We start from the raw sequence: 21875 nt of genomic DNA, 5'->3' as shown, positions 1-21875 counted from the left end.
AGTAGTGAAATGAATGAGTTTCCGATAGTTCTGGTCATTAATTGTGGATCGTCTTCAATTAAGTTTTCAGTACTGGATGCAAATAACTGCGATGTATTAATGGCAGGCATTGCGGATGGTATTAATTCGGAAAATGCGTTCTTATCTGTAAATGGAGGTGAGCCAGTCACACTGGCTCACCACAGCTACGAAGGCGCATTAAAGGCGATTGCTTTTGAACTGGAAAAACGTAATTTAAATGACAGCGTGGCCTTAATTGGCCACCGCATTGCTCACGGTGGAAATATCTTTACCGAGTCAGCCATTATTACCGATGAGGTGATTGACAATATTCGCCGTGTTTCACCATTGGCACCGTTACATAATTACGCGAACCTGAGCGGGATTGAATCCGCACAGCATCTGTTCCCCGGCGTCACACAGGTGGCGGTATTTGATACCAGCTTCCACCAGACCATGCCGCCAGAGGCTTATCTGTATGGTCTGCCGTGGAAGTATTTCGAAGAACTGGGCGTGCGGCGCTATGGTTTTCACGGAACGTCGCACCGCTATGTTTCTCAACGTGCCCATGAACTGCTAACGCTGCCCGAACAGGACTCTGGCCTGGTGATTGCCCACCTCGGCAACGGTGCGTCAATTTGCGCCGTCCGTAATGGACACAGCGTCGACACCTCTATGGGGATGACGCCACTGGAAGGGCTGATGATGGGCACACGCAGCGGCGACGTGGACTTCGGCGCGATGGCGTGGGTAGCCAGTGAAACCCATCAGACTCTGAGCGATCTGGAGCGGGTAGTGAATAAAGAGTCCGGTTTGCTTGGGATTTCTGGTCTGTCGTCTGACCTGCGGGTGTTGGAAAAAGCCTGGCATGAAGGGCATGAGCGCGCACAACTGGCGATTAAAACCTTTGTTCACCGAATTGCCCGTCATATTGCCGGTCATGCTGCCTCGTTACATCGTCTGGATGGCATTATTTTTACCGGCGGTATTGGTGAGAACTCGGTATTAATTCGTCGCCTGGTGGTTGAACATCTGGCGGTACTGGGGGTGAATATTGACAGCGACCGAAATAACCTGTCGAATTCTCATGGCGAACGCATTATTTCCACCCGTGATGCCCAGGTTAATTGCGCCGTGATCCCGACGAACGAAGAAAAAATGATTGCGCTCGATGCGATTCAATTAGGCCGCATTAATGCAGCCATGGAATACGCCTAATTTATTTGTAGTTCTGTAGAGAGATTATTTTTCATGAAGGTAGATATCGATACCAGCGATATGCTGTATGCCGAAGCATGGCTTGGCTTTAAAGGTACGGACTGGAAAGAAGAAATTAATGTCCGTGATTTTATTCAGCACAACTATACGCCTTATGAAGGGGATGAATCCTTCCTCGCTGACGCAACGCCTGCAACCACCGCATTGTGGGAAAAGGTGATGGCGGGCATTCGTATCGAAAACGCGACGCATGCGCCAGTCGATTTCGATACCAATATTGCGACCACCATTACTGCACACGATGCGGGTTACATCGAGCAAGAACTGGAGAAGATAGTCGGTCTGCAAACGGATAAACCGCTGAAGCGCGCGCTGCATCCGTTTGGCGGCGTCAACATGATCAAAAGCTCGTTCGATGCTTATGGTCGTGAAATGGATCCGAACTTCGAATACCTGTTCACTGAGCTGCGTAAAACGCACAACCAGGGCGTTTTTGACGCCTATTCTCCGGACATGCTGCGTTGCCGTAAATCCGGTGTGTTGACCGGTTTGCCGGACGGCTACGGTCGTGGGCGTATTATCGGTGATTACCGTCGCGTAGCGCTGTACGGCATCCGCTATCTGGTTCGTGAGCGTGAACTGCAGTTTGCCGATCTCCAGTCGAATCTGGAGTGGGGACAGAGTCTGGAAGCCACGATTCGTCTGCGTGAAGAACTGGCGGAGCACCGTCGCGCGCTGCTGCAAATGCAGGAGATGGCGGCGAAATATGGCTGCGATATCTCTCGTCCGGCGCGTAACGCGCAAGAGGCGGTACAGTGGGTCTACTTCGCCTATCTGGCGGCGGTGAAATCACAAAACGGCGGCGCGATGTCGCTGGGCCGTACCGCATCGTTCCTCGATATTTATATCGAGCGCGACTTTAACGCCGGGATCCTCACAGAGCAACAGGCGCAGGAGTTGATCGACCACTTCATTATGAAGATCCGCATGGTGCGCTTCCTGCGTACGCCGGAGTTTGACACACTGTTCTCCGGCGACCCGATCTGGGCGACGGAAGTGATCGGCGGGATGGGGCTGGATGGTCGCACACTGGTGACCAAAAACGCCTTCCGTTACCTGCATACGCTGCACACGATGGGACCGGCACCGGAACCCAACCTCACCGTGCTGTGGTCAGAAGCGCTGCCGATTGCGTTTAAAAAGTATGCCGCGCAGGTCTCTATCGTCACTTCGTCGCTGCAATATGAAAACGACGATCTGATGCGTACCGACTTTAACAGCGATGACTACGCGATTGCCTGCTGCGTGAGTCCGATGGTGATCGGTAAACAGATGCAGTTCTTCGGTGCGCGCGCCAACCTCGCCAAAACGCTGCTGTATGCGATCAACGGCGGTGTGGATGAGAAGCTGAAAATCCAGGTGGGGCCGAAAACCGCGCCGCTGCTGGACGACGTGCTGGATTACGACACCGTGATGGACAGTCTGGATCACTTTATGGACTGGCTGGCGGTGCAGTACATCAGCGCGCTGAACATCATCCACTACATGCACGACAAGTACAGTTACGAAGCGTCGCTGATGGCGCTTCACGATCGCGACGTTTATCGCACGATGGCATGCGGTATTGCCGGACTGTCGGTGGCGGCGGATTCGCTCTCTGCCATCAAGTATGCAACGGTGAAACCGGTTCGTGACCATAACGGGCTGGCAGTTGATTTCGTGATTGAAGGGGAATATCCGCAATACGGAAATAACGACGAGCGCGTGGACAGCATCGCCTGCGATCTGGTTGAACGCTTTATGAAGAAAATTAAAGTGTTGCCAACCTACCGGAACGCGGTACCGACGCAGTCGATTCTGACCATTACCTCCAACGTGGTGTACGGGCAGAAAACCGGGAATACCCCGGACGGACGTCGCGCCGGGACGCCATTCGCGCCGGGCGCTAACCCGATGCACGGACGCGATCGCAAAGGCGCGGTTGCCTCGCTGACTTCGGTCGCGAAACTGCCGTTTACCTACGCGAAGGACGGGATTTCGTACACCTTCTCGATTGTGCCTGCGGCACTTGGGAAAGAGGATCCGGTGCGCAAGACCAACCTGGTCGGGCTGCTGGATGGTTACTTCCATCATGAAGCACACGTGGAAGGTGGGCAGCACCTGAACGTTAACGTAATGAACAAGGAGATGTTACTGGATGCCATTGAACATCCGGAAAACTATCCGAACCTGACGATCCGCGTCTCCGGCTACGCTGTGCGCTTCAACGCGCTCACCCGTGAGCAGCAGCAGGACGTCATTTCGCGTACTTTCACCCAGGCGATGTAACGTTATCGGGGCGGTCTGCGGATCGCCCCGATTCACTATGCGTATGAAAACCTGGTCTCCACTGAACGAGTCCGAGGGTGTAAAAATGATTAGCGCATTCGATATTTTCAAACCTGGCATTGGTCCTTCCAGCTCCCATACCGTAGGCCCGATGAATGCAGGAAAACGTTTTATCGATCAACTGGTCAGCAGTGGACGCTTATCGCGCACGACGCGCATGTCGGTTGATCTGTATGGTTCGCTGTCGCTGACCGGGAAAGGCCATGCGACTGATACCGCCATTATGATGGGGTTGGCCGGGAACAGTCCGCAAAGCGTCAACATTGACGCCATCCCCGCGTTTATTGGCGAGGTGACCCGTACCGGTCGATTGCCGGTTGCTGAGGGGACGCATGTCGTTGATTTCCCGGTTGCCGAGAGCATTATTTTTCATGAAGAAACGCTACCACGGCACGAGAACGGAATGCGGATCACCGCCTGGGAAAACCAGGACACGCTGTTGAGTAAAACCTACTACTCCATTGGCGGCGGGTTTATCGTGGAGGAAGAGCGCTTTGGTCAGGCGCACGACGTAGAAACGCCGGTCCCTTATGATTTCCATTCCGCCAGAGAATTGCTGAAACTGTGTGAGCACAACGGCCTTTCGGTCTCCGGACTGATGATGCAAAACGAACTGGCGCTGCGCAGTAAGGCGGAGATTGATGCCGGGTTCGCCCAGATCTGGGATGTGATGCAGGGTGGCATTGAACGCGGGATGAATACCGAAGGGGTTTTACCCGGTCCGCTGAATGTGCCGCGTCGCGCGGTGGCGCTACGCCGTTTGCTGGTCTCCAATGACAGTCTCTCCAGCGATCCGATGAACGTCATCGACTGGATCAACATGTTTGCGCTCGCGGTCAGTGAGGAGAATGCGGCAGGCGGGCGCGTGGTGACTGCGCCAACCAATGGCGCATGCGGTATTATTCCTGCGGTATTGGCTTATTACGATAAATTCCGTCGCCCGCTGAATGCCAACTCCATTGCTCGCTACCTGCTGGCGGCCGGGGCCATCGGGGCGCTGTACAAAATGAATGCGTCAATCTCCGGGGCGGAAGTCGGCTGTCAGGGGGAAATCGGCGTGGCCAGTTCAATGGCCGCGGCGGGGTTGACTGAACTGCTGGGCGGCAGTCCGGCGCAGGTTTGCATCGCGGCGGAAATCGCGATGGAGCACAACCTTGGCTTAACCTGTGATCCGGTGGCCGGGCAGGTACAGATTCCGTGTATTGAACGCAATGCGATCAACGCGGTTAAAGCCGTTAACGCCGCACGTATGGCACTGCGCCGCACCTCTGAGCCGCGCGTCTCGCTGGATAAAGTCATCGAGACCATGTACGAGACGGGTAAGGACATGAACGATAAGTACCGCGAAACTTCGCGCGGCGGCCTGGCTATCAAAGTGGTGTGCAGTTAGCTAACGCCAGAAAGCTTGCCGGATGACGGCTATCGCCTTATCCGGCCTACACGTTCATCGTTCGTAGGCCCGATAAGCTTGCGCCATCGGGCGTTTAGTTGTTTTTGCGGGATGACGGCTATCGCCTTATCGGGCCTACACGTTCATCGTTCGTAGGCCCGATAAGTTTGCGCTATCGGGCATTTAGTTGTTGCCGGATGACGGCTGTCGCCTTATCGGGCCTACACGTTCATCGTTCGTAGGCCCGATAAGCTTGCGCCATCGGGCATTTAGTTGTTTTTGCCGGATGATGGCTGTCGCTTTATCCGGCCTACACGTTCACCGTTTGTAGGCCCGATAAGCCTGCGCCATCGGGCATTTAGTTGTTTTTGCGGGATGACGGCTGTCGCCTTATCCGGCCTACACGTTCACCGTTTGTAGGCCCGATAAGCTTGCGCTATCGGGCATTTCATCCATTGTCAGTCATCTAAAAGCACACTTCGGTGTGCTTTTTTGTTGTGATCTTCTTCAATGTTAGAAAAAAATAACACAGTAGTGTTTTTTAATAGAAAATATTTCTTAACTTATCGAAAATATCAGGGTTATTTTGTGACGTTTTTCTCTGAATCTGAGCGTATGCTTTTTTCCATTCTAATGACTCGCCTGCATATCCCGTACCGCGTATCGCCTTGATGCGGCACGACAAAAAATAAAAATGTACCCTACATAATGAGCGAGAGTTTTATGGAAACGGCAACGAACAGTAGTGTCATTCTCGACGCCAGCGCCCCAGCGCGCCGGGCTGGCATGACAGAGAGTGAGTGGCGGGAAGCGATTAAATTCGACAGCACCGACACCGGTTGGGTAATTATGAGTATCGGGATGGCGATTGGCGCGGGGATTGTTTTTCTCCCGGTTCAGGTCGGTTTGATGGGACTGTGGGTCTTCTTGCTCTCATCGATTATCGGTTATCCCGCCATGTATCTGTTTCAGCGTTTGTTTATCAATACGCTGGCGGAATCCCCGGAATGCAAAGACTATCCCAGCGTCATCAGCGGGTATCTGGGGAAAAACTGGGGCATCCTGTTAGGCGCGCTGTACTTCGTGATGCTGGTCATCTGGATGTTCGTCTATTCCACGGCCATCACCAACGACAGCGCTTCCTATCTGCATACCTTTGGCGTGACAGAAGGGCTTCTGTCCGATAATCCCTTCTATGGGCTGGTGCTGATCTGCATTCTCGTTGCTATCTCCTCGCGCGGTGAGAAACTGCTGTTCAAAATCTCTACCGGTATGGTGCTGACCAAACTGCTGGTCGTGGCGGCACTGGGTGTGTCGATGGTTGGCATGTGGCATCTGTACAATATTGGCGCATTGCCGCCGATGGGGTTGCTGGTGAAGAACGCGATTATCACGCTGCCGTTTACCCTGACTTCGATCCTGTTTATCCAGACCCTGAGCCCGATGGTGATCTCCTACCGCTCCCGTGAGAAATCCGTCGAGGTAGCACGTCATAAAGCGCTACGCGCCATGAACATTGCCTTCGGCATTTTGTTTGTCACCGTCTTCTTCTACGCCGTCTCCTTTACGCTGGCAATGGGACACGATGAAGCGGTTAAAGCCTATGAGCAGAATATTTCCGCTCTGGCGATTGCCGCACAGTTCATCAGCGGCGCAGGCGCCGGTTGGGTGAAAGTCGTGAGTGTCATCCTGAACATTTTCGCCGTGATGACTGCATTCTTTGGCGTCTACTTAGGTTTCCGCGAAGCCACGCAGGGGATTGCGATGAACATCCTGCGCCGCAAACTGCCTGCTGAGAAGATCAATGAAACGCTGGTGCAGCGCGGCATCATGCTGTTTGCCATTTTACTGGCCTGGAGCGCTATTGTGCTCAACGCGCCGGTTCTGAGTTTTACGTCGATTTGTAGCCCTATTTTCGGCATGGTGGGATGTTTGATCCCCGCCTGGCTGGTCTACAAAGTTCCTGCACTGCACAAATACAAAGGGGCGTCGCTGTATCTGATTATCGTCACCGGTTTGCTGCTGTGCGTATCTCCGTTCCTGGCTTTTTCCTGATTTATCCTGAAGGTTGTTGTTATGTCTGAGACGATAAAAAATCCGTTGTGGTCGCGTTTCATCCGCGCAGTAAAGGAGGAGGTGAAACCGGCGCTGGGCTGTACGGAACCCGTTTCCCTTGCGCTGGCTGCGGCGGTGGCGGCCTCTGAACTGAATGGTGCGGTGGAGCGAATCGATGCCTGGGTCTCGCCCAATCTGATGAAAAACGGATTGGGGGTGACGGTGCCGGGAACCGGCATGGTTGGGCTGCCCATTGCCGCTGCGCTGGGGGCGCTGGGGGGAGACCCCAGCGCCGGACTGGAGGTGTTGAAAGATGCCTCTGCACAGGCGATTGACGATGCGAAGGCGATGCTGAAAGCCGGCAAGGTATCGGTGATGTTGCAGCAGCCCTGTGACGACATCCTGTTTTCCCGGGCGAAGGTCTATAGCCAGGACAGCTGGGCGTGCGTCACTATTGTTGGCGGTCATACCCACATTGTGCGTATCGAAACCCACACCGGCGTGAAGTTTTCTCAACAAGCGAATGCCAACAGCGAGGCGCAGGAATCGCCGCTGGCGGTGCTTTCTGAGACCTCGCTGGAAGAGATTCTGGCGTTTGTGAATACGGTGCCGTTTGACGCCATCCGTTTTATTCTCGACGCCGCCAGACTCAACGGCGCGTTGTCGCAGGAAGGGCTGCGGGGAAACTGGGGACTGCACATTGGCGCAACGATGGAAAAGCAGTGCGCGCGCGGTCTGCTGGCAAACGATCTCTCGACGGCGATCCTCATCCGAACCAGCGCGGCGTCGGATGCGCGCATGGGCGGGGCGACGCTGCCTGCCATGAGCAACTCCGGCTCAGGCAATCAGGGGATCACCGCCACGGTACCGGTGATGGTTGTCGCCGAGCACTTTGGCGCGGACGACGAGAAACTGGCGCGTGCGCTGATGCTTTCCCATCTGAGTGCTATCTATATACACCATCAGCTCCCGCGTCTGTCGGCGCTGTGTGCGGCAACGACCGCCGCGATGGGCGCAGCGGCAGGGATGGCCTGGCTGGTCGATGAAGGACGCTACAGCACGATTTCGATGGCGATCAGCAGCATGATTGGCGATGTAAGTGGAATGATTTGCGATGGGGCATCCAACAGTTGCGCGATGAAAGTCTCTACCAGTGCCTCTGCGGCGTGGAAGGCGGTGCTGATGGCGCTGGACGATACGGCGGTCACGGGTAACGAGGGGATTGTGGCGCACAACGTGGAACAGTCTATTGCTAACCTGTGCGCGCTGGCATGTCATTCAATGCAGCAGACGGACAAACAGATTATCGAGATCATGGCGCGTAAAGCGCATTAACCGGATGTTTGAGTGCCCGATGGCGCTTCGCTTATCGGGCCTACGGTAAAACACGTTTGTAGGCCGGATAAGGCGCTTGCGCCGTCATCCGGCAACGGGCCTCAGGCGATTTCGTCCTCTTCAGCTAACCGAACTTCGGCATCGGAAACAATCGCTTCCAGCTCGGTCAACATCTCCTCGTAGCCAAAAGCACGAGGGGCGGGAGGCGTCTGTGCAACGTCGGATTTGACGGTCGGGGCCTGTTTTTTCGCTTTCTTACTCATACGTAACTCCATTACCCATTACACCGGCAAATCTATCAGCAAAGCCCGCAACGGCGTATCGGCAACGAGCGTTATGTTATCTTCATCACGAATAAAGGCTCCGTCGCCACAGGTCAACGCTTCGCGCGCTTCATCGTGAGTAACGGCGTGAAAGGTGCCGTGAATCGACTGCAGGTAGGCGCGCGGGCCGTGGAGCTGAAAACTCAGCGACTCGCCCTGATTCAGCTCGATCTGGTGTACCCACGCCTGCTGGCGCAGCTGCAGGCTGCCGTTCTCGCCGTCGGGTGACGCGATCAACTGCTGTTTAGCCTTTGTCAGTTTCATCTTTTGCACCAGGGCATTCTCGCGCTCAGGACAGGCGTCGAGCCACAACTGCATACGCGTAAGCGGCTTGTCTTTGCTGACATTATGCTCGCTGTAGCTGATGCCTGGCTGGGCCGCGAGCAGTAATGCTTCACCCGCCTGGGCCTGCACATGGTTGCCTTCACTGTCACGGTACTCAGCAACGCCCTCGAGAATCAGATTGAGCACGTCCACCTTTGGCCAGGTGCGCGGCTGGAAAGACGCGCCGGGCGCCAGCACTTCCTGATTGAGCACGCGCAGCGACGCGTAGCCCAGCAGTTTCGGGTCGAAATAGTGTCCAAAGGAGAAGGTGTAACGGGCCTGCAGCCATCCGTAGTCTGCTTGTCCGCATTGTTTGGCTGTTCGGGTAGTAATCATAGTTCTTGACCTCTCTTTACTTCCTTTTATGTTAAGGGGCTGGACGCTGCATTGTTAGCCAGATATTCTGCCCGGTATGTTCAAATTTCCTGAATGAGAACGATATGGCCAAAGAAAGGGCATTAACGCTTGAGGCATTACGCGTAATGGACGCGATAGATCGCCGCGGTAGCTTTGCTGCAGCGGCAGATGAACTGGGACGCGTGCCGTCTGCACTCAGCTACACCATGCAGAAGCTGGAAGAAGAGTTGGATGTCGTGCTGTTTGACCGCTCCGGGCATCGTACAAAATTTACTAACGTTGGGCGCATGCTGCTGGAAAGAGGGCGCGTGCTGCTGGAGGCGGCTGATAAGCTCACCACGGACGCTGAGGCGCTGGCGCGAGGGTGGGAGACGCATCTGACGATTGTGACCGAGGCGCTGGTGCCAACCCCGGCCTTTTTCCCGCTCATCGATAAACTGGCCCTCAAAGCCAATACGCAGCTTTCGGTGATCACCGAAGTGCTGGCAGGGGCATGGGAGCGGCTGGAACAGGGCAGGGCGGATATCGTGGTGGCTCCGGACATGCACTTTCGCTCGTCGTCTGAAATTAACTCCCGCAAGCTTTATACCCTGATGAACGTCTATGTTGCCGCACCGGATCACCCGATTCATCAGGAGCCGGAACCGCTGTCGGAAGTGACGCGCGTGAAGTATCGCGGCGTCGCGGTCGCGGATACCGCGCGTGAACGTCCGGTATTAACGGTACAACTGTTGGATAAACAAGCGCGCCTCACCGTCAGTACCATCGAAGACAAGCGTCAGGCGTTGCTGGCAGGATTAGGGGTGGCGACGATGCCTTATCCGCTGGTGGAACAGGATATTGCCGAAGGGCGACTGCGCGTGGTCAGTCCGGAATCGACCAGTGAGATTGACATCATTATGGCCTGGCGGCGAGACAGTATGGGTGAAGCTAAAGCCTGGTGTCTGCGTGAAATTCCAAAACTGTTTGCCAGGAAATAAACGACGCTTTTCTTCAGGATTATCATATTCGGGGCAAACCGATTGCCCCGAAGCCACTCAACGCATTTCGTTTTGTTTAGGGTCAGGTCCGAAGCGGTTTTCGCCGGGCGTGCCGTCCTGACAGCTAAAGATGATGATCACCAGCCAGCCGATGACAGGAATCACTAACAATAACAGCCACCAGGCGGTTCGATCGGTATCGTGCAGACGCCGGAACTGAACGGCCCAACTGGGTAAAAAGACGAGGATCGCGTAAATCGTCGTCAGTACCCCTTCTCCTCCGGCACGCTGCCAGCCAAACATCTTATCCAGAACGCCCAGTACGAACGCGAAGATGATGTTGACCAGAATAAACATCCAGAACTCTTTGCGGCGGGCCCGACCGCCGAAACCGACATAATTGCGTAAAACGTTTATATACCAGTCCATTTTCGCCTCAACCTTATGACAATCACTTGTTTTAAAAGCAATCAAAATAAGAGTAGTTGCGAATGATTAGATGGTAAATATTTGAATAATGAATTAATAAGGCACCCTGAAAGGTGCCTGGAGAGTGATGACAAACCTCATCCCGATACTGGACAAGCAGAGAGCGCCTAATTAAACGCCAGGAAAATCAATTCATTGATTTTCGGCTGATAACCACAAAGAAGGAAAAACCCCGTTTTTCCTTCTTTGTCAGCGGACTGAGGCACCCTGAAGGGTACCTGGATTCACTCAGCGAAACGGCCTTCACGCCCGTGTGGTTCGTTGAGATCCTGCCACGGGCCAATGGAAATAATGCCCGTCGGATTAATGGTCTTATGGCTGCGGAAATAGTGGTTGCGAATATGGTCAAAATTGACCGTTTCCGCGATGCCCGGCATCTGGTTAATATCGCGCAGGAAACCGTACAGGTTGAGATAGTCGCTAATGCGATGCTTGTCGCATTTGAAATGCGTGACGTACACCGGATCAAAGCGGACGAGCGTTGTCCACAAACGAATATCCGCCTCTGTTAGCCGATTGCCCGTCAGATAGCGATGCTGGCCGAGGATCTGCTCCAGTCGCGCCAGCGCGGTAAAGACGTTTTCTACGGCGTCGTCATAGGCTTGCTGGCTGGTGGCAAAACCCGCTTTATAGACGCCATTGTTAACGTTGTCATAAATCCAGCTGTTCAGTTCGTCGATTTTATTGCGCAGTTCAGGGGGATAGTAGTCCCCGGCTTTTGCGCCCAGCGCATCAAACGCCGTATTGAACATGCGAATAATTTCAGCGGATTCATTGCTGACAATTGTATGGTTCTTTTTATCCCACAGCACTGGCACGGTCACGCGACCGCTGTAATGGGGATCGGCGTGCAGGTAAAGCTGATACAGAAATTCGTGCTGATATAAGGTATCACCCGTGGCCGCCGGGAAATCATCGTCAAAAGTCCAGCCGTTTTCCAGCATCAATGGATTCACAACTGAGACCGAGATAAACGGCTCCAGTCCCTTGAGCTTACGCAGGATTAACGTACGGTGCGCCCATGGACAGGCGAGTGAAACATACAGGTGATAGCGGTCTTTTTCCGCAGCAAAACCGCCTTCGCCGGAAGGACCAGGCGCGCCATCCGCGGTGAGCCAGTTACGGAATGCCGATACAGAACGTTGAAATTTTCCCCCGGTGGATTTGGTATCATACCAGGTGTCATGCCAGACGCCGTCGATCAGTTGTCCCATGATTTCTTTCCCTCAGATAGCAAAAACGAGGAGAAAATCCCCTCGTTCTTTTCATTCATTATAGAGCGCTTACCACTTTTTGTTCAGTACGCGGTCGATACTGAATGCGCCCGGACCGGTAATACCCAGCAGCAGGAAACCGCCAGCGATGGTCAGGTTTTTCATGAACATCAGCGAGTTAACGCCTTCAGCAAAGTTACTGTGGAAGATAAACGCGGTCAACAGCGTGAAGCCTGCGGTAAACAGCGCGGTGGTACGGGTCAGGAAACCGAACAGAATCGCCAGACCGCCGCCAAACTCGAGCAAAATGGTCAGTGGCAGCAGGAATCCCGGAACGCCCATCGCTTCCATATACTGTTGAGTACCGGCGTAACCGGTGATTTTTCCCCAACCTGCGGTAATAAACAGGATTGGCATCAGAATACGCGCTACCAGTACACCAACATCTTCTAATTTTTTCATTCTTCTCTCCAGGAAACCACACAACTGCTGATTTTGTTTTTTAGTGCAATTTCGCGGTGTTCCGCGTCATTGCTGTCGATGGAGAGAATCATAAGCGTGAAGAATGAGAATTGTTAGCAAGGAAAACTGTCAGTAATCTTCAAAAATTTTGATTTTGTAGTGGCGCGGTATTGCAGTTGCCGGATGGCGGCTACGCCTTATCCGGCCTACATATTGAGTGCGAGAGTCGGATAAGAGAAGCGCCATGCGGCGAAGTAGGGAGAGGTCGAGTGCGTAAGCCAGATGGCGGCTACGCCTTATCTGGCCTACATATTGAGTGCGAGAGTCGGATAAGAGAAGCGCCATCAGGTGAAGTAGGGAGAGGTCGAGTGCGTAAGCCAGATGGCGGCTACGCCTTATCTGGCCTACATATTGAGTGCGAGAGTCGGATAAGAGAAGCGCCATCAGGTGAAGTAGGGAGAGGTCGAGTGCGTAGGCCTGATGGCGGCTACGCCTTATCTGGCCTACATATTGAGTGCGAGAGTCGGATAAGAGAAGCGCCATCAGGTGAAGTAGGGAGAGGTCGAGTGCGTAAGCCAGATGGCGGCTACGCCTTATCTGGCCTACATATTGAGTGCGAGAGTCGGATAAGAGAAGCGCCATCAGGTGAAGTAGGGAGAGGTCGAGTGCGTAGGCCTGATAAGCGAAGCGCCATCAGGCGACAGGCGAGCGCAGCGTCTTTTTGACCAGCCGCCATGCGCTCCAGAGGCCGACCCCACGCCTTGCCCAACGCACGAGCAGGTTAGGGTGGCGAATCGTCCAGACCGCCATCACGCTGCTGCCGACCAGCGCCCACGAGCGCAAACTCAGCAGCGTGTTCCAGCCGCGATCGTAAGCGCCCGTGGCTTCCAGCCAGTCACGACGACTGGCTGAAAGATCCAGCCGTTGCTGTTGGATCTCACGAAGCAGTCGGGCCTTACGTTGTGCACGTTCACCTTTACCGCTCACGACTCTCCTCCTCGAGCAATTGCCGGTCATTCGCCAGTTCATGGCGGGTATGACGTAACAATGTGGAGCGCCGCGCTTTTCGCAGCGTCCATATTCCGCCAATCAGCGCCAGAGCCAGCAGAACGACCGTGGTGGCGATCATCGCATTGAGCCGATACTGCGGGTCGACGGCCCAGATGATTAACACCATCAGGCTCATCAAACCAAATGCAGCGAAGAGCATGGTGAGTCCCAGCATCAGCAGGAGCTGAAAGAGGTTAGCCTTTTCTTCTTCCAGCTCGACCACTGCCAGACGCAACCGGGTTTCCACCATCTCAACGAGGATAGTGACAATCCGCTGCCCGATACCCAGAACGCTTTTCCCGGGCCCTTGTGCGTGATGAGGATCCGCCATCATTAACGACGCGACAGCAGAACGCCCAGCACGACGCCCACAGCCGCGCCAATCCCGACGCCGGTCCACGGATTTTCGCGCACATAGTCGTCAGCACGCGCAGCGGCTTCACGCGTCTGTTTGGCAATGGCATCGCCCGTTTCACCGAGGCGATAGCGGCTCTCTTTCAGCGCGCGCTCGGCTTTGCTGCGGATCTTACTCAACTCTTCTTTCGATTTATCGCCAGAGGAGTTCAGCACCTCTTCCAGCGTATCGGCCAGGGATTTCAACTCAGCGCGCAGATGTTCCGATGTGTTTTCTTTCGACATAGTATTCTCCAGGTGAGTAAGTGGTCTGATGCTTAGTAGTCGCGAGCCTCGAGCTCTTTGAGTTCAGCCCGGGCTTCCGCCAGCTTGCGCTCGCGTTTGGCAATTTTGTCCGCATCGCCTTTTTGCTTCGCTTCAGCGAGATCGCGCTGACGTTCGGCAATCTCTTCCTTCTGTTCCGCAATTTTTTCCTGATGATCGGCGCGCAGCTTGCTGTCAGTACAGTTGGCCCTGACTTCGCTGAGCGCTTTTTTCAGCCCATTAATACGGTTCTGGTTGTTGTGTTTTTCGGCGTAGCTGATTTCCCGTTGAATATCCTGCTCTTTTTCCTGGCAGAGGGTGTTGGCGTAGCTGCCGGCACTGAGAGCGAAAAGGGAAATTGCGAAAGCGATGCGGTATTTCATTCTTGAACCTTCCATTGTGACTCGTCCCCATGAATTCAGAAACGATGATCCAGTGATAAAGCGACAGGGTGACCCCATCGCCTCATTAATCATAGACATTAATCGCTGAAATCACCAAAGTGGGTGATATGATTCGGATTCCTGGAGATTACCCTACCCGATGCGGGGGCTCTCGTAAACGTGACAACCACTGGACGGCCTGATTGTTATCATCCTGTTGGGCAATGATGTAGCCGTTGGGCAGCGTTTTGTCGAGAACCGCTTTGGCTGCGGCACTCTGGGCGCTGGAATCGAAAGTGATGAGCAGAGTGTCATTCTTCGGTGTAATGCTTTTGAAACGAATACCGTTAGCGTCGAGGTGATGCCAGATCGAGAAACCGTCCGGCATGCTGGCTCCCTGGTGAACGGCACGGATCGCAAGCGTTGATTCTTGCTGACGAATCGCAGACCAGACCAACAGCGTGGCGCTTATCGCCAGCAGAAAGGCGGTACTCCAGGCCAGTTGTTTAAGCGTTATGCGCGGTTTCAGCATCCCTTACCCTCGATTCCCGTATTTCTTTTTCCACAAGACGACCAGCGAACCGCCCAGGCCAAAAACCAGCAGCACCACGGGTAACAGCATCAGGCAAGACATTAACTGATCTTCATACTTCAGGAATACCGGCGTTTTACCCAACAGATAACCCAGACTGGTTAAAATCAGCACCCACAGTAACCCGCTCATCCAGTTGAAAAATTGAAAACGGGCATTATTCAGGCCGGACAAACCCGCGATGGTAGGCAGCAAGGTACGAACAAATGCGATAAAACGGCCAATAAGCAGGGCGGAAAGACCATGCTTATGGAATAAATGGTGGGCGCGTTGGTGATAGTGGGCGGGCAGGTGCGATAACCAGTTTTGTACGATGCGGGTATTGCCCAGCCATCGGCCCTGAATATAGCTCAGCCAGCAACCGAGGCTTGCCGCCGCGGTCAGCAACAAAATGGTTTGCGGAAAGCCCATTGCGCCTTTAGCAATCAGAACGCCCACTAAAACCAGCAGGCTGTCGCCGGGCAAAAAGGCGGCTGGCAGCAACCCGTTCTCCAGAAACAGAATCATAAATAAAACAAAATACAGCATGCCAATCATGGAAGGATTAGCCAGTGTTTCAAAATCCTGCGCCCACAGGGCATGCAGTAATTGAGTCAAAAGTTCCATTCAGTATTCCAGGTCGAATTGGTTAACGTCACGCCGGGTTCAGAAGTTTGCTACGCCGCATCATTGTTAATGTTTTGCATGGTGTGCGGACGGCGCAAAGCCGCGGCCTGAACTATTCCCTGTTAAAAGTTATGAATTAAGCAAGCACTAACAAACATAAATTCGAATTGCATCTAATTGTAACAAAGGTCAACGTAGTCCGTTATAGAAATTGCACGTCCGTGAAGTGTGATTCTGCTGATCGCAGGAGAGGGTGGCGAGAGGATTTACACAGGCTGACACTTTATACCTTTCGCTTACTGACAGGCGCAGCGGCGCGCCTGTCGAATCAAGAAATTTTATTTTGTTGCGTTAGCCGCCGTATCGAGATGAACCACCGGGTTTTCGGCAAACAGGTAACGGTCGGCATTAAATTCAAAATCGTCGCTGGTTTCATTGAACAGCATGATTTTTGTGTTTTCGAGATGCTGCCACATCGCCAGTTTTGCCGCATGCGGGTCTTTGCGGATCAACGCCTTAAGGATTTGATCGTGGTCGTCACACCAGTTATCCACGGTACGCGCATCAATGTGTTCGTGCAGTTTCTTCCAGTACGGGTTGTGACTGCGCTGAGTCCACATTTTTTCCACGATAGCGGCCAGCGCTGAGTTCTGCGTGGCTAACGCCACCTGAATGTGGAATTGCAGATCCCATTCGGAGTCGCGGAAACATTTCTCATTGCGCGCCTGTTCCTGGATTGCCATCAGTTTCATGATGTCCTGCTTGGTGACCTGCGTGGCAGCAAACTCCGCAATGTTGCTTTCGATAAGCTGGCGCGCCTGTAGCAATTCAAAAGGACCGTAGTTGGCAAACTCCAGCGACTCGTCAGTGGCCTGCTGGTGGCGCGGCTGATTAGAAATCACGTGAATCCCGGAACCTTTACGGACCTCAACAAATCCTTCGACTTCCAGCATGATGATGGCTTCACGAACCACGGTACGGCTGACGTTTTTTTCATCGGCAATAAAACGCTCTGCAGGCAATTTATCACCCACCAGGTAAACGCCCTGTTCGATGCGCTCTTTTAAATCAGCAGCAAGTTGTTGATACAAACGTCGTGGTTCGGTGATTTCCATATGCACTCCAGGCATGATACGGCAGACTGTATTTGTTATACCACTTTCGCGAGGTTGGCTCCACACGCAGAAACGAAAAAGCCGCCTGCGAGTGCCAGCAGGCGGCCTGGTTTGCTTACGTGTTATCCGTCGGCAGGCTAACTCTGCGCCGCCGGTTTATCGAACTGCGAGTCGGAATCTACGTCACTGGCCGGTTTGTTTTGCAGCACGGTCCAGATAACCAGCGCACCGAGCAGGTCGAACACGGCCAGGACCGCAAACAGCGGGCTGAAGCCGATGGTGTCCGCCAGCGCGCCGACCACCAGGGCAAACAGCGTGCTTGCCAGCCAGGCGGACATCCCGGTCAGACCGTTCGCCGTTGCCACTTCGTTACGACCAAAGACGTCAGATGAGAGTGTAATCAGCGCCCCGGACAGTGCCTGGTGAGCAAAACCACCAATACACAGCAGCATGATGGCGATGTATGGGCTGGTGAAAAGACCGATCATCCCTGGGCCAATCATCAGCACGGCACCCAATGTAACGACCATTTTACGTGAGACAATCAGGTTGACGCCAAACCAGCGCTGGAACAGCGGCGGCAGGTAACCGCCCACGATGCAACCAAGATCGGCAAATAGCATCGGCATCCAGGCAAACATCGCAATTTCTTTCAGGTTAAAGCCATAGACTTTAAACATGAACAGCGGGATCCAGGCGTTAAATGTCCCCCAGGCTGGCTCAGCAAGGAAACGCGGCAGGGCGATACCCCAGAACTGGCGGTTACGCAGGATCTGCACGAGCGACATTTTCTTTTGGGTGCTGTTTTTGTGCTGCGCTTCCTGACCATTAATAATGTAGTCGCGCTCTTCGTCCGTTAGTTTTTTCTGGTCACGCGGGTGCTTATAGAAGATAAGCCAGGACATCGCCCAGATGAAGCTCAGGACGCCAGAGATGATGAAGGCCATCTGCCAACTGTGCATCACAATCGCCCAGACAACCAGCGGCGGAGCAATCATCGCACCGATAGAGGAGCCGACGTTAAAGTAGCCGACCGCAATGGAGCGCTCTTTCGCCGGGAACCATTCGGAACTGGCTTTCAGACCCGCCGGGATCATCGCGGCTTCTGCCGCACCAACCGCGCCACGCGCCAGCGCCAGGCCACCCCAGCTTCCTGCCAGCGCGGTTGCGCCACAGAAAACGGCCCATAGCACGGCAAACATCGCGTAGCCTATTTTGGTGCCCAGTATGTCCAGCACATAGCCGGCAACAGGTTGCATGACAGTGTAAGCAGCAGAATAGGCTGCGATGATATAGGAGTACTGTTGGGTGGAGATGTGCAACTCTTCCATCAGAGTTGGCGCAGCTGCCGCCACAGTGTTACGCGTCAGGTAACCCAGCACGGTGCCAAGCGTCACCAGTGCAATCATGTACCAACGTAACCCTTTAATTTTACGCATGTAAAACCTCATCGTTTTGTTATTTCCGCAAGGAGCGCGGTCATCTTCCTGCCTGGGGCAGAGGATGCTGTTTACGACGGGGTAACCCAAAAAAGCCGGTACGCCCGAACGTTGCCATAAATAAATTTTGCTAATTCGGTTTCCGTACCGGTGAATCCGATGATGAATCATCGGTAATTTTGCATTCCGTCTGCTTATGTATCGCGACGGCAGAAAGATAACTTGTCATACAACTTTAAAGGGTGAGTGCCATCACAAAAGTGTGAATCTTAGCATGGTTATTATTTCGATTAGGCGACACCAGAGCTGGCGCGGCCTGGAACGGTGTTTACCTCTTTGAGGGTAAATAATTTGTCAGCATTTATTGATCTATCTCACGAAAATATCTACAGGCTATGGAAATTGGTGTGATAACTTTGTCAGCATCGCTCTATAAGCAATCAGACGCACTCGTTGAGAGGAAGACGAAAATGACCCCGTTTATGACAGAAGATTTTCTACTTGATACTGAATTTGCCCGCCGTCTGTATCATGATTACGCCAAAGACCAGCCTATCTTCGATTACCATTGCCATCTGCCGCCGCAGCAAATCGCCGAAGACTACCGATTCAATAACCTGTATGACATCTGGCTGAAAGGTGACCATTACAAATGGCGCGCCATGCGCACCAACGGTGTCGCTGAGCGCCTGTGTACCGGCGACGCCTCGGATCGCGAGAAGTTTGACGCGTGGGCGGCGACGGTTCCGCATACTATCGGCAACCCGTTATACCACTGGACACACCTTGAACTGCGTCGTCCGTTTGGCGTGACCGGCAAATTGCTCTCTCCATCAACGGCGGACGAGATCTGGAATCAGTGCAATGAACTGCTGGCGCAGGATGCGTTCTCCGCCCGCGGTATCATGCAGCAGATGAACGTGAAAATGGTTGGTACCACTGACGATCCAATTGATTCGCTGGAGCATCATGCAACGGTCGCAAAAGACAGCAGCTTCTCGGTGAAAGTCTTGCCGAGCTGGCGTCCGGATAAAGCCTTCAATATTGAACAGGCGACCTTCAACGATTACATGGCAAAACTGGGTGAAGTTTCTGACACCGACATCCGTCGCTTTACCGATCTGCAAAGCGCGCTGACCAAACGTCTTGACCACTTCGCTGCGCACGGTTGCAAAGTCTCCGACCATGCGCTGGACGTGGTGCTGTTTGCCGAGTCCAGCGAAGCGGAACTGGATAGTATTCTGACACGCCGTCTGGCGGGCGAGACGCTGAGCGAGCATGAAGTGGCACAGTTCAAAACCGCAGTGCTGGTGTTCCTGGGCGCGGAATATGCGCGTCGTGGTTGGGTACAGCAGTACCACATTGGTGCTCTGCGCAATAACAACCTGCGTCAGTTCAAACTGCTGGGGCCGGATGTGGGTTTTGACTCTATCAACGACCGTCCGATGGCTGAAGAGCTGTCAAAACTGCTCAGCAAGCAGAATGAAGAGAACCTGTTGCCGAAAACCATCCTTTACTGCCTGAACCCACGCGATAACGAAGTGTTGGGCACGATGATCGGCAACTTCCAGGGTGAAGGGATGCCGGGAAAAATGCAGTTCGGTTCCGGCTGGTGGTTCAACGATCAGAAAGACGGTATGGAACGTCAGATGACGCAACTGGCGCAACTGGGTCTGTTGAGCCGCTTTGTCGGCATGTTAACCGACAGTCGCAGCTTCCTCTCGTACACCCGTCATGAGTACTTCCGCCGCATTCTGTGCCAGATGATTGGTCGCTGGGTGCAGGCCGGTGAAGCCCCGGCGGATAGTCAACTGCTGGGTGAGATGGTGAAAAATATTTGCTTTAACAATGCGCGTGATTACTTCGCCATTGAACTGAACTAAGGTCCGGGGTTGATATGCAATACATCAAAATCCATGTGCAGGATAACGTTGCGGTCGCGCTGGCTGATTTGGCGCAGGGAACTGAAGTCACTGTGGATAACCACACCGTAACGCTTCGCCAGGATGTCACTCGCGGACATAAATTTGCCTTGAGTGACATCAAGAAAGGAACGTACGTGATTAAGTATGGCCAGCCTATCGGCCATGCTCTGGCGGACATTGCGGCGGGTGAACATATTCACGCCCACAATACTCGCACCAATCTGAGCGATTTGGATGAGTATAGCTATCAACCTGATTTTCAGGATCTTCCTGCCCAACCTGCGGATCGCGACGTGCAGATTTATCGTCGCGCCAGTGGGGAGGTCGGGGTACGAAACGAACTCTGGATCCTGCCTACCGTTGGCTGCGTCAACGGGATTGCACGCCAGATCCAGAACCGTTTCCTGAAAGAGACCAACGATGCCGAGGGTACCGACGGTGTCTTCCTGTTCAGCCACACCTACGGCTGCTCGCAACTTGGCGACGATCACATCAATACCCGTACCATGCTGCAAAACATGGTCCGTCACCCGAATGCGGGCGCAGTGCTGGTGATTGGCCTGGGGTGTGAAAATAACCAGGTGGATGCCTTCCGCGAAACGCTGGGCGAGTTCGATCCTGAGCGCGTGCACTTTATGATTTGTCAGCATCAGGACGATGAAGTGGAGGCCGGGCTTGAACACCTCCATCAGCTTTACGAAGTGATGCGTCACGACAGGCGCGAGCCAGGGAAACTGAGCGAGCTGAAGTTTGGTCTGGAGTGTGGCGGTTCTGACGGGCTTTCCGGGATCACCGCCAACCCGATGCTTGGCCGTTTCTCTGACTATATGATTGCCAACGGCGGTACCACCGTTCTGACTGAAGTGCCGGAGATGTTCGGAGCGGAGCAACTGCTGATGAGTCATTGTCGTGACGAAGAGACGTTCGGCAAACTGGTCACCATGGTCAATGACTTCAAGCAGTATTTTATTGCCCATAACCAGCCGATTTACGAGAACCCCTCGCCGGGTAACAAAGCCGGTGGGATCACCACGCTGGAAGATAAGTCGCTGGGCTGCACGCAGAAAGCGGGCTCCAGTCAGGTGGTTGACGTACTACGCTACGGCGAGCGTCTGAAAACTCACGGGCTGAATCTGCTGAGCGCGCCGGGTAATGATGCGGTTGCTACCAGTGCGCTGGCGGGTGCCGGTTGCCATATGGTGTTATTCAGCACCGGTCGCGGTACTCCTTACGGCGGGTTTGTGCCGACGGTGAAAATCGCCACCAACAGCGAACTGGCCGCGAAGAAAAAGCACTGGATCGACTTTGATGCTGGCCAACTGATCCACGGCAAAGCGATGCCACAACTGCTGAATGAGTTCGTTGATACCATCGTCGATTTTGCCAACGGCAAGCAGACCTGCAACGAACGCAATGATTTCCGCGAACTGGCTATCTTTAAAAGCGGCGTAACATTGTAATTACCCATTATCTTTCGCATCGCAGCGGGAATGACCGAACTGGCCGTCTTGCCTTGCTGTGGCACGGAATCTTTCGGGTAATCACATGAGTCTGGATTTTAAAAACGACGTTT

At 53.8% G+C, this 21875-nt stretch carries 20 protein-coding genes; 8 read left to right on the top strand and 12 right to left on the bottom strand.

Annotation, left to right across the window (positions count from 1 at the left end; all coding sequences use genetic code 11):
- The first annotated feature begins 9 nt into the window (after positions 1-9).
- The 5 genes from tdcD (at position 10) to GBC03_27700 (ending at position 8386) form a co-directional block, all read left to right on the top strand.
- Complete coding sequence (gene tdcD / locus GBC03_27720; GenBank protein ID QFS73731.1) at positions 10-1218, top strand: propionate kinase; 1209 nt, start codon at positions 10-12, stop codon at positions 1216-1218.
- Positions 1219-1251: 33 nt separating this feature from the next.
- Positions 1252-3546: a 2-ketobutyrate formate-lyase/pyruvate formate-lyase gene (gene tdcE / locus GBC03_27715; protein ID QFS73730.1), complete on the top strand. Its 2295-nt coding sequence runs from the start codon at positions 1252-1254 to the stop codon at positions 3544-3546.
- Between the two features lie 85 nt (positions 3547-3631).
- Positions 3632-4996, top strand: a complete 1365-nt coding sequence (tdcG, locus tag GBC03_27710; GenBank protein ID QFS73729.1) for an L-serine ammonia-lyase — start codon at positions 3632-3634, stop codon at positions 4994-4996.
- 723 nt (positions 4997-5719) lie between these two features.
- Positions 5720-7051: a hypothetical protein gene (locus GBC03_27705; protein ID QFS73728.1), complete on the top strand. Its 1332-nt coding sequence runs from the start codon at positions 5720-5722 to the stop codon at positions 7049-7051.
- A gap of 21 nt (positions 7052-7072) precedes the next feature.
- Entirely contained in the window at positions 7073-8386 is a 1314-nt protein-coding gene (locus tag GBC03_27700; GenBank protein ID QFS73727.1) for a serine dehydratase subunit alpha family protein, read from the top strand.
- Positions 8387-8667: 281 nt separating this feature from the next.
- On the opposite strand, the gene GBC03_27695 is transcribed toward GBC03_27700, so the two are convergent.
- A complete protein-coding gene (locus tag GBC03_27695; protein QFS73726.1) occupies positions 8668-9369 on the bottom strand; it encodes a pirin family protein in 702 nt (233 codons plus the stop codon).
- Positions 9370-9473: 104 nt separating this feature from the next.
- On the opposite strand from GBC03_27695, the gene GBC03_27690 reads away from it, so the two are divergent.
- On the top strand, positions 9474-10370 hold the full coding sequence (locus GBC03_27690) for a LysR family transcriptional regulator (protein ID QFS73725.1): 897 nt from the start codon (positions 9474-9476) through the stop codon (positions 10368-10370).
- Positions 10371-10427: 57 nt separating this feature from the next.
- Here the strand turns inward: GBC03_27690 and GBC03_27685 are convergent, their stop codons facing one another.
- From GBC03_27685 to GBC03_27635, 11 genes are all read right to left on the bottom strand, one after another.
- Positions 10428-10799, bottom strand: a complete 372-nt coding sequence (locus tag GBC03_27685; protein ID QFS73724.1) for a DUF805 domain-containing protein — start codon at positions 10797-10799, stop codon at positions 10428-10430.
- Positions 10800-11083: 284 nt separating this feature from the next.
- Complete coding sequence (locus GBC03_27680; GenBank protein ID QFS73723.1) at positions 11084-12073, bottom strand: glutathione S-transferase family protein; 990 nt, start codon at positions 12071-12073, stop codon at positions 11084-11086.
- Between the two features lie 69 nt (positions 12074-12142).
- Positions 12143-12535, bottom strand: a complete 393-nt coding sequence (locus GBC03_27675; GenBank protein ID QFS73722.1) for a DoxX family membrane protein — start codon at positions 12533-12535, stop codon at positions 12143-12145.
- A gap of 693 nt (positions 12536-13228) precedes the next feature.
- Entirely contained in the window at positions 13229-13522 is a 294-nt protein-coding gene (locus GBC03_27670; protein QFS73721.1) for a hypothetical protein, read from the bottom strand.
- A complete protein-coding gene (locus GBC03_27665) occupies positions 13512-13916 on the bottom strand; it encodes a hypothetical protein (GenBank protein QFS74149.1) in 405 nt (134 codons plus the stop codon). The genes GBC03_27670 and GBC03_27665 overlap by 11 nt, the downstream gene beginning before the upstream one ends.
- Positions 13917-13918: 2 nt before the next feature.
- Positions 13919-14224 (bottom strand): DUF883 family protein, encoded by a 306-nt coding sequence (locus tag GBC03_27660; GenBank protein ID QFS73720.1) that lies wholly within the window; start codon positions 14222-14224, stop codon positions 13919-13921.
- 32 nt (positions 14225-14256) lie between these two features.
- Positions 14257-14625 carry a DUF1090 family protein gene (locus tag GBC03_27655; protein QFS73719.1) on the bottom strand — a complete coding sequence of 123 codons (369 nt, stop codon included), beginning with the start codon at positions 14623-14625 and terminating at the stop codon, positions 14257-14259.
- Positions 14626-14773: 148 nt separating this feature from the next.
- Complete coding sequence (gene mzrA, locus GBC03_27650; GenBank protein QFS73718.1) at positions 14774-15157, bottom strand: EnvZ/OmpR regulon moderator MzrA; 384 nt, start codon at positions 15155-15157, stop codon at positions 14774-14776.
- Between the two features lie 3 nt (positions 15158-15160).
- A complete protein-coding gene (gene yqjA / locus GBC03_27645) occupies positions 15161-15823 on the bottom strand; it encodes a DedA family general envelope maintenance protein YqjA (protein ID QFS73717.1) in 663 nt (220 codons plus the stop codon).
- 338 nt (positions 15824-16161) lie between these two features.
- Entirely contained in the window at positions 16162-16938 is a 777-nt protein-coding gene (gene exuR / locus GBC03_27640; protein QFS73716.1) for a transcriptional regulator ExuR, read from the bottom strand.
- A gap of 137 nt (positions 16939-17075) precedes the next feature.
- On the bottom strand, positions 17076-18377 hold the full coding sequence (locus GBC03_27635) for an MFS transporter (GenBank protein QFS73715.1): 1302 nt from the start codon (positions 18375-18377) through the stop codon (positions 17076-17078).
- A 470-nt stretch (positions 18378-18847) separates the two neighbouring features.
- On the opposite strand from GBC03_27635, the gene uxaC reads away from it, so the two are divergent.
- A complete protein-coding gene (gene uxaC, locus GBC03_27630) occupies positions 18848-20260 on the top strand; it encodes a glucuronate isomerase (GenBank protein QFS73714.1) in 1413 nt (470 codons plus the stop codon).
- A 14-nt stretch (positions 20261-20274) separates the two neighbouring features.
- Positions 20275-21762: an altronate dehydratase gene (locus GBC03_27625; GenBank protein QFS73713.1), complete on the top strand. Its 1488-nt coding sequence runs from the start codon at positions 20275-20277 to the stop codon at positions 21760-21762.
- The last annotated feature ends 113 nt before the right edge of the window (positions 21763-21875 follow it).

The organism is Citrobacter telavivensis (assembly GCA_009363175.1).
Taxonomy (GTDB): Bacteria; Pseudomonadota; Gammaproteobacteria; order Enterobacterales; family Enterobacteriaceae; genus Citrobacter_A; species Citrobacter_A telavivensis.
Note: the sequence above shows the minus strand (reverse complement) of the source record. Positions and strands in the feature narration are given on the sequence as shown.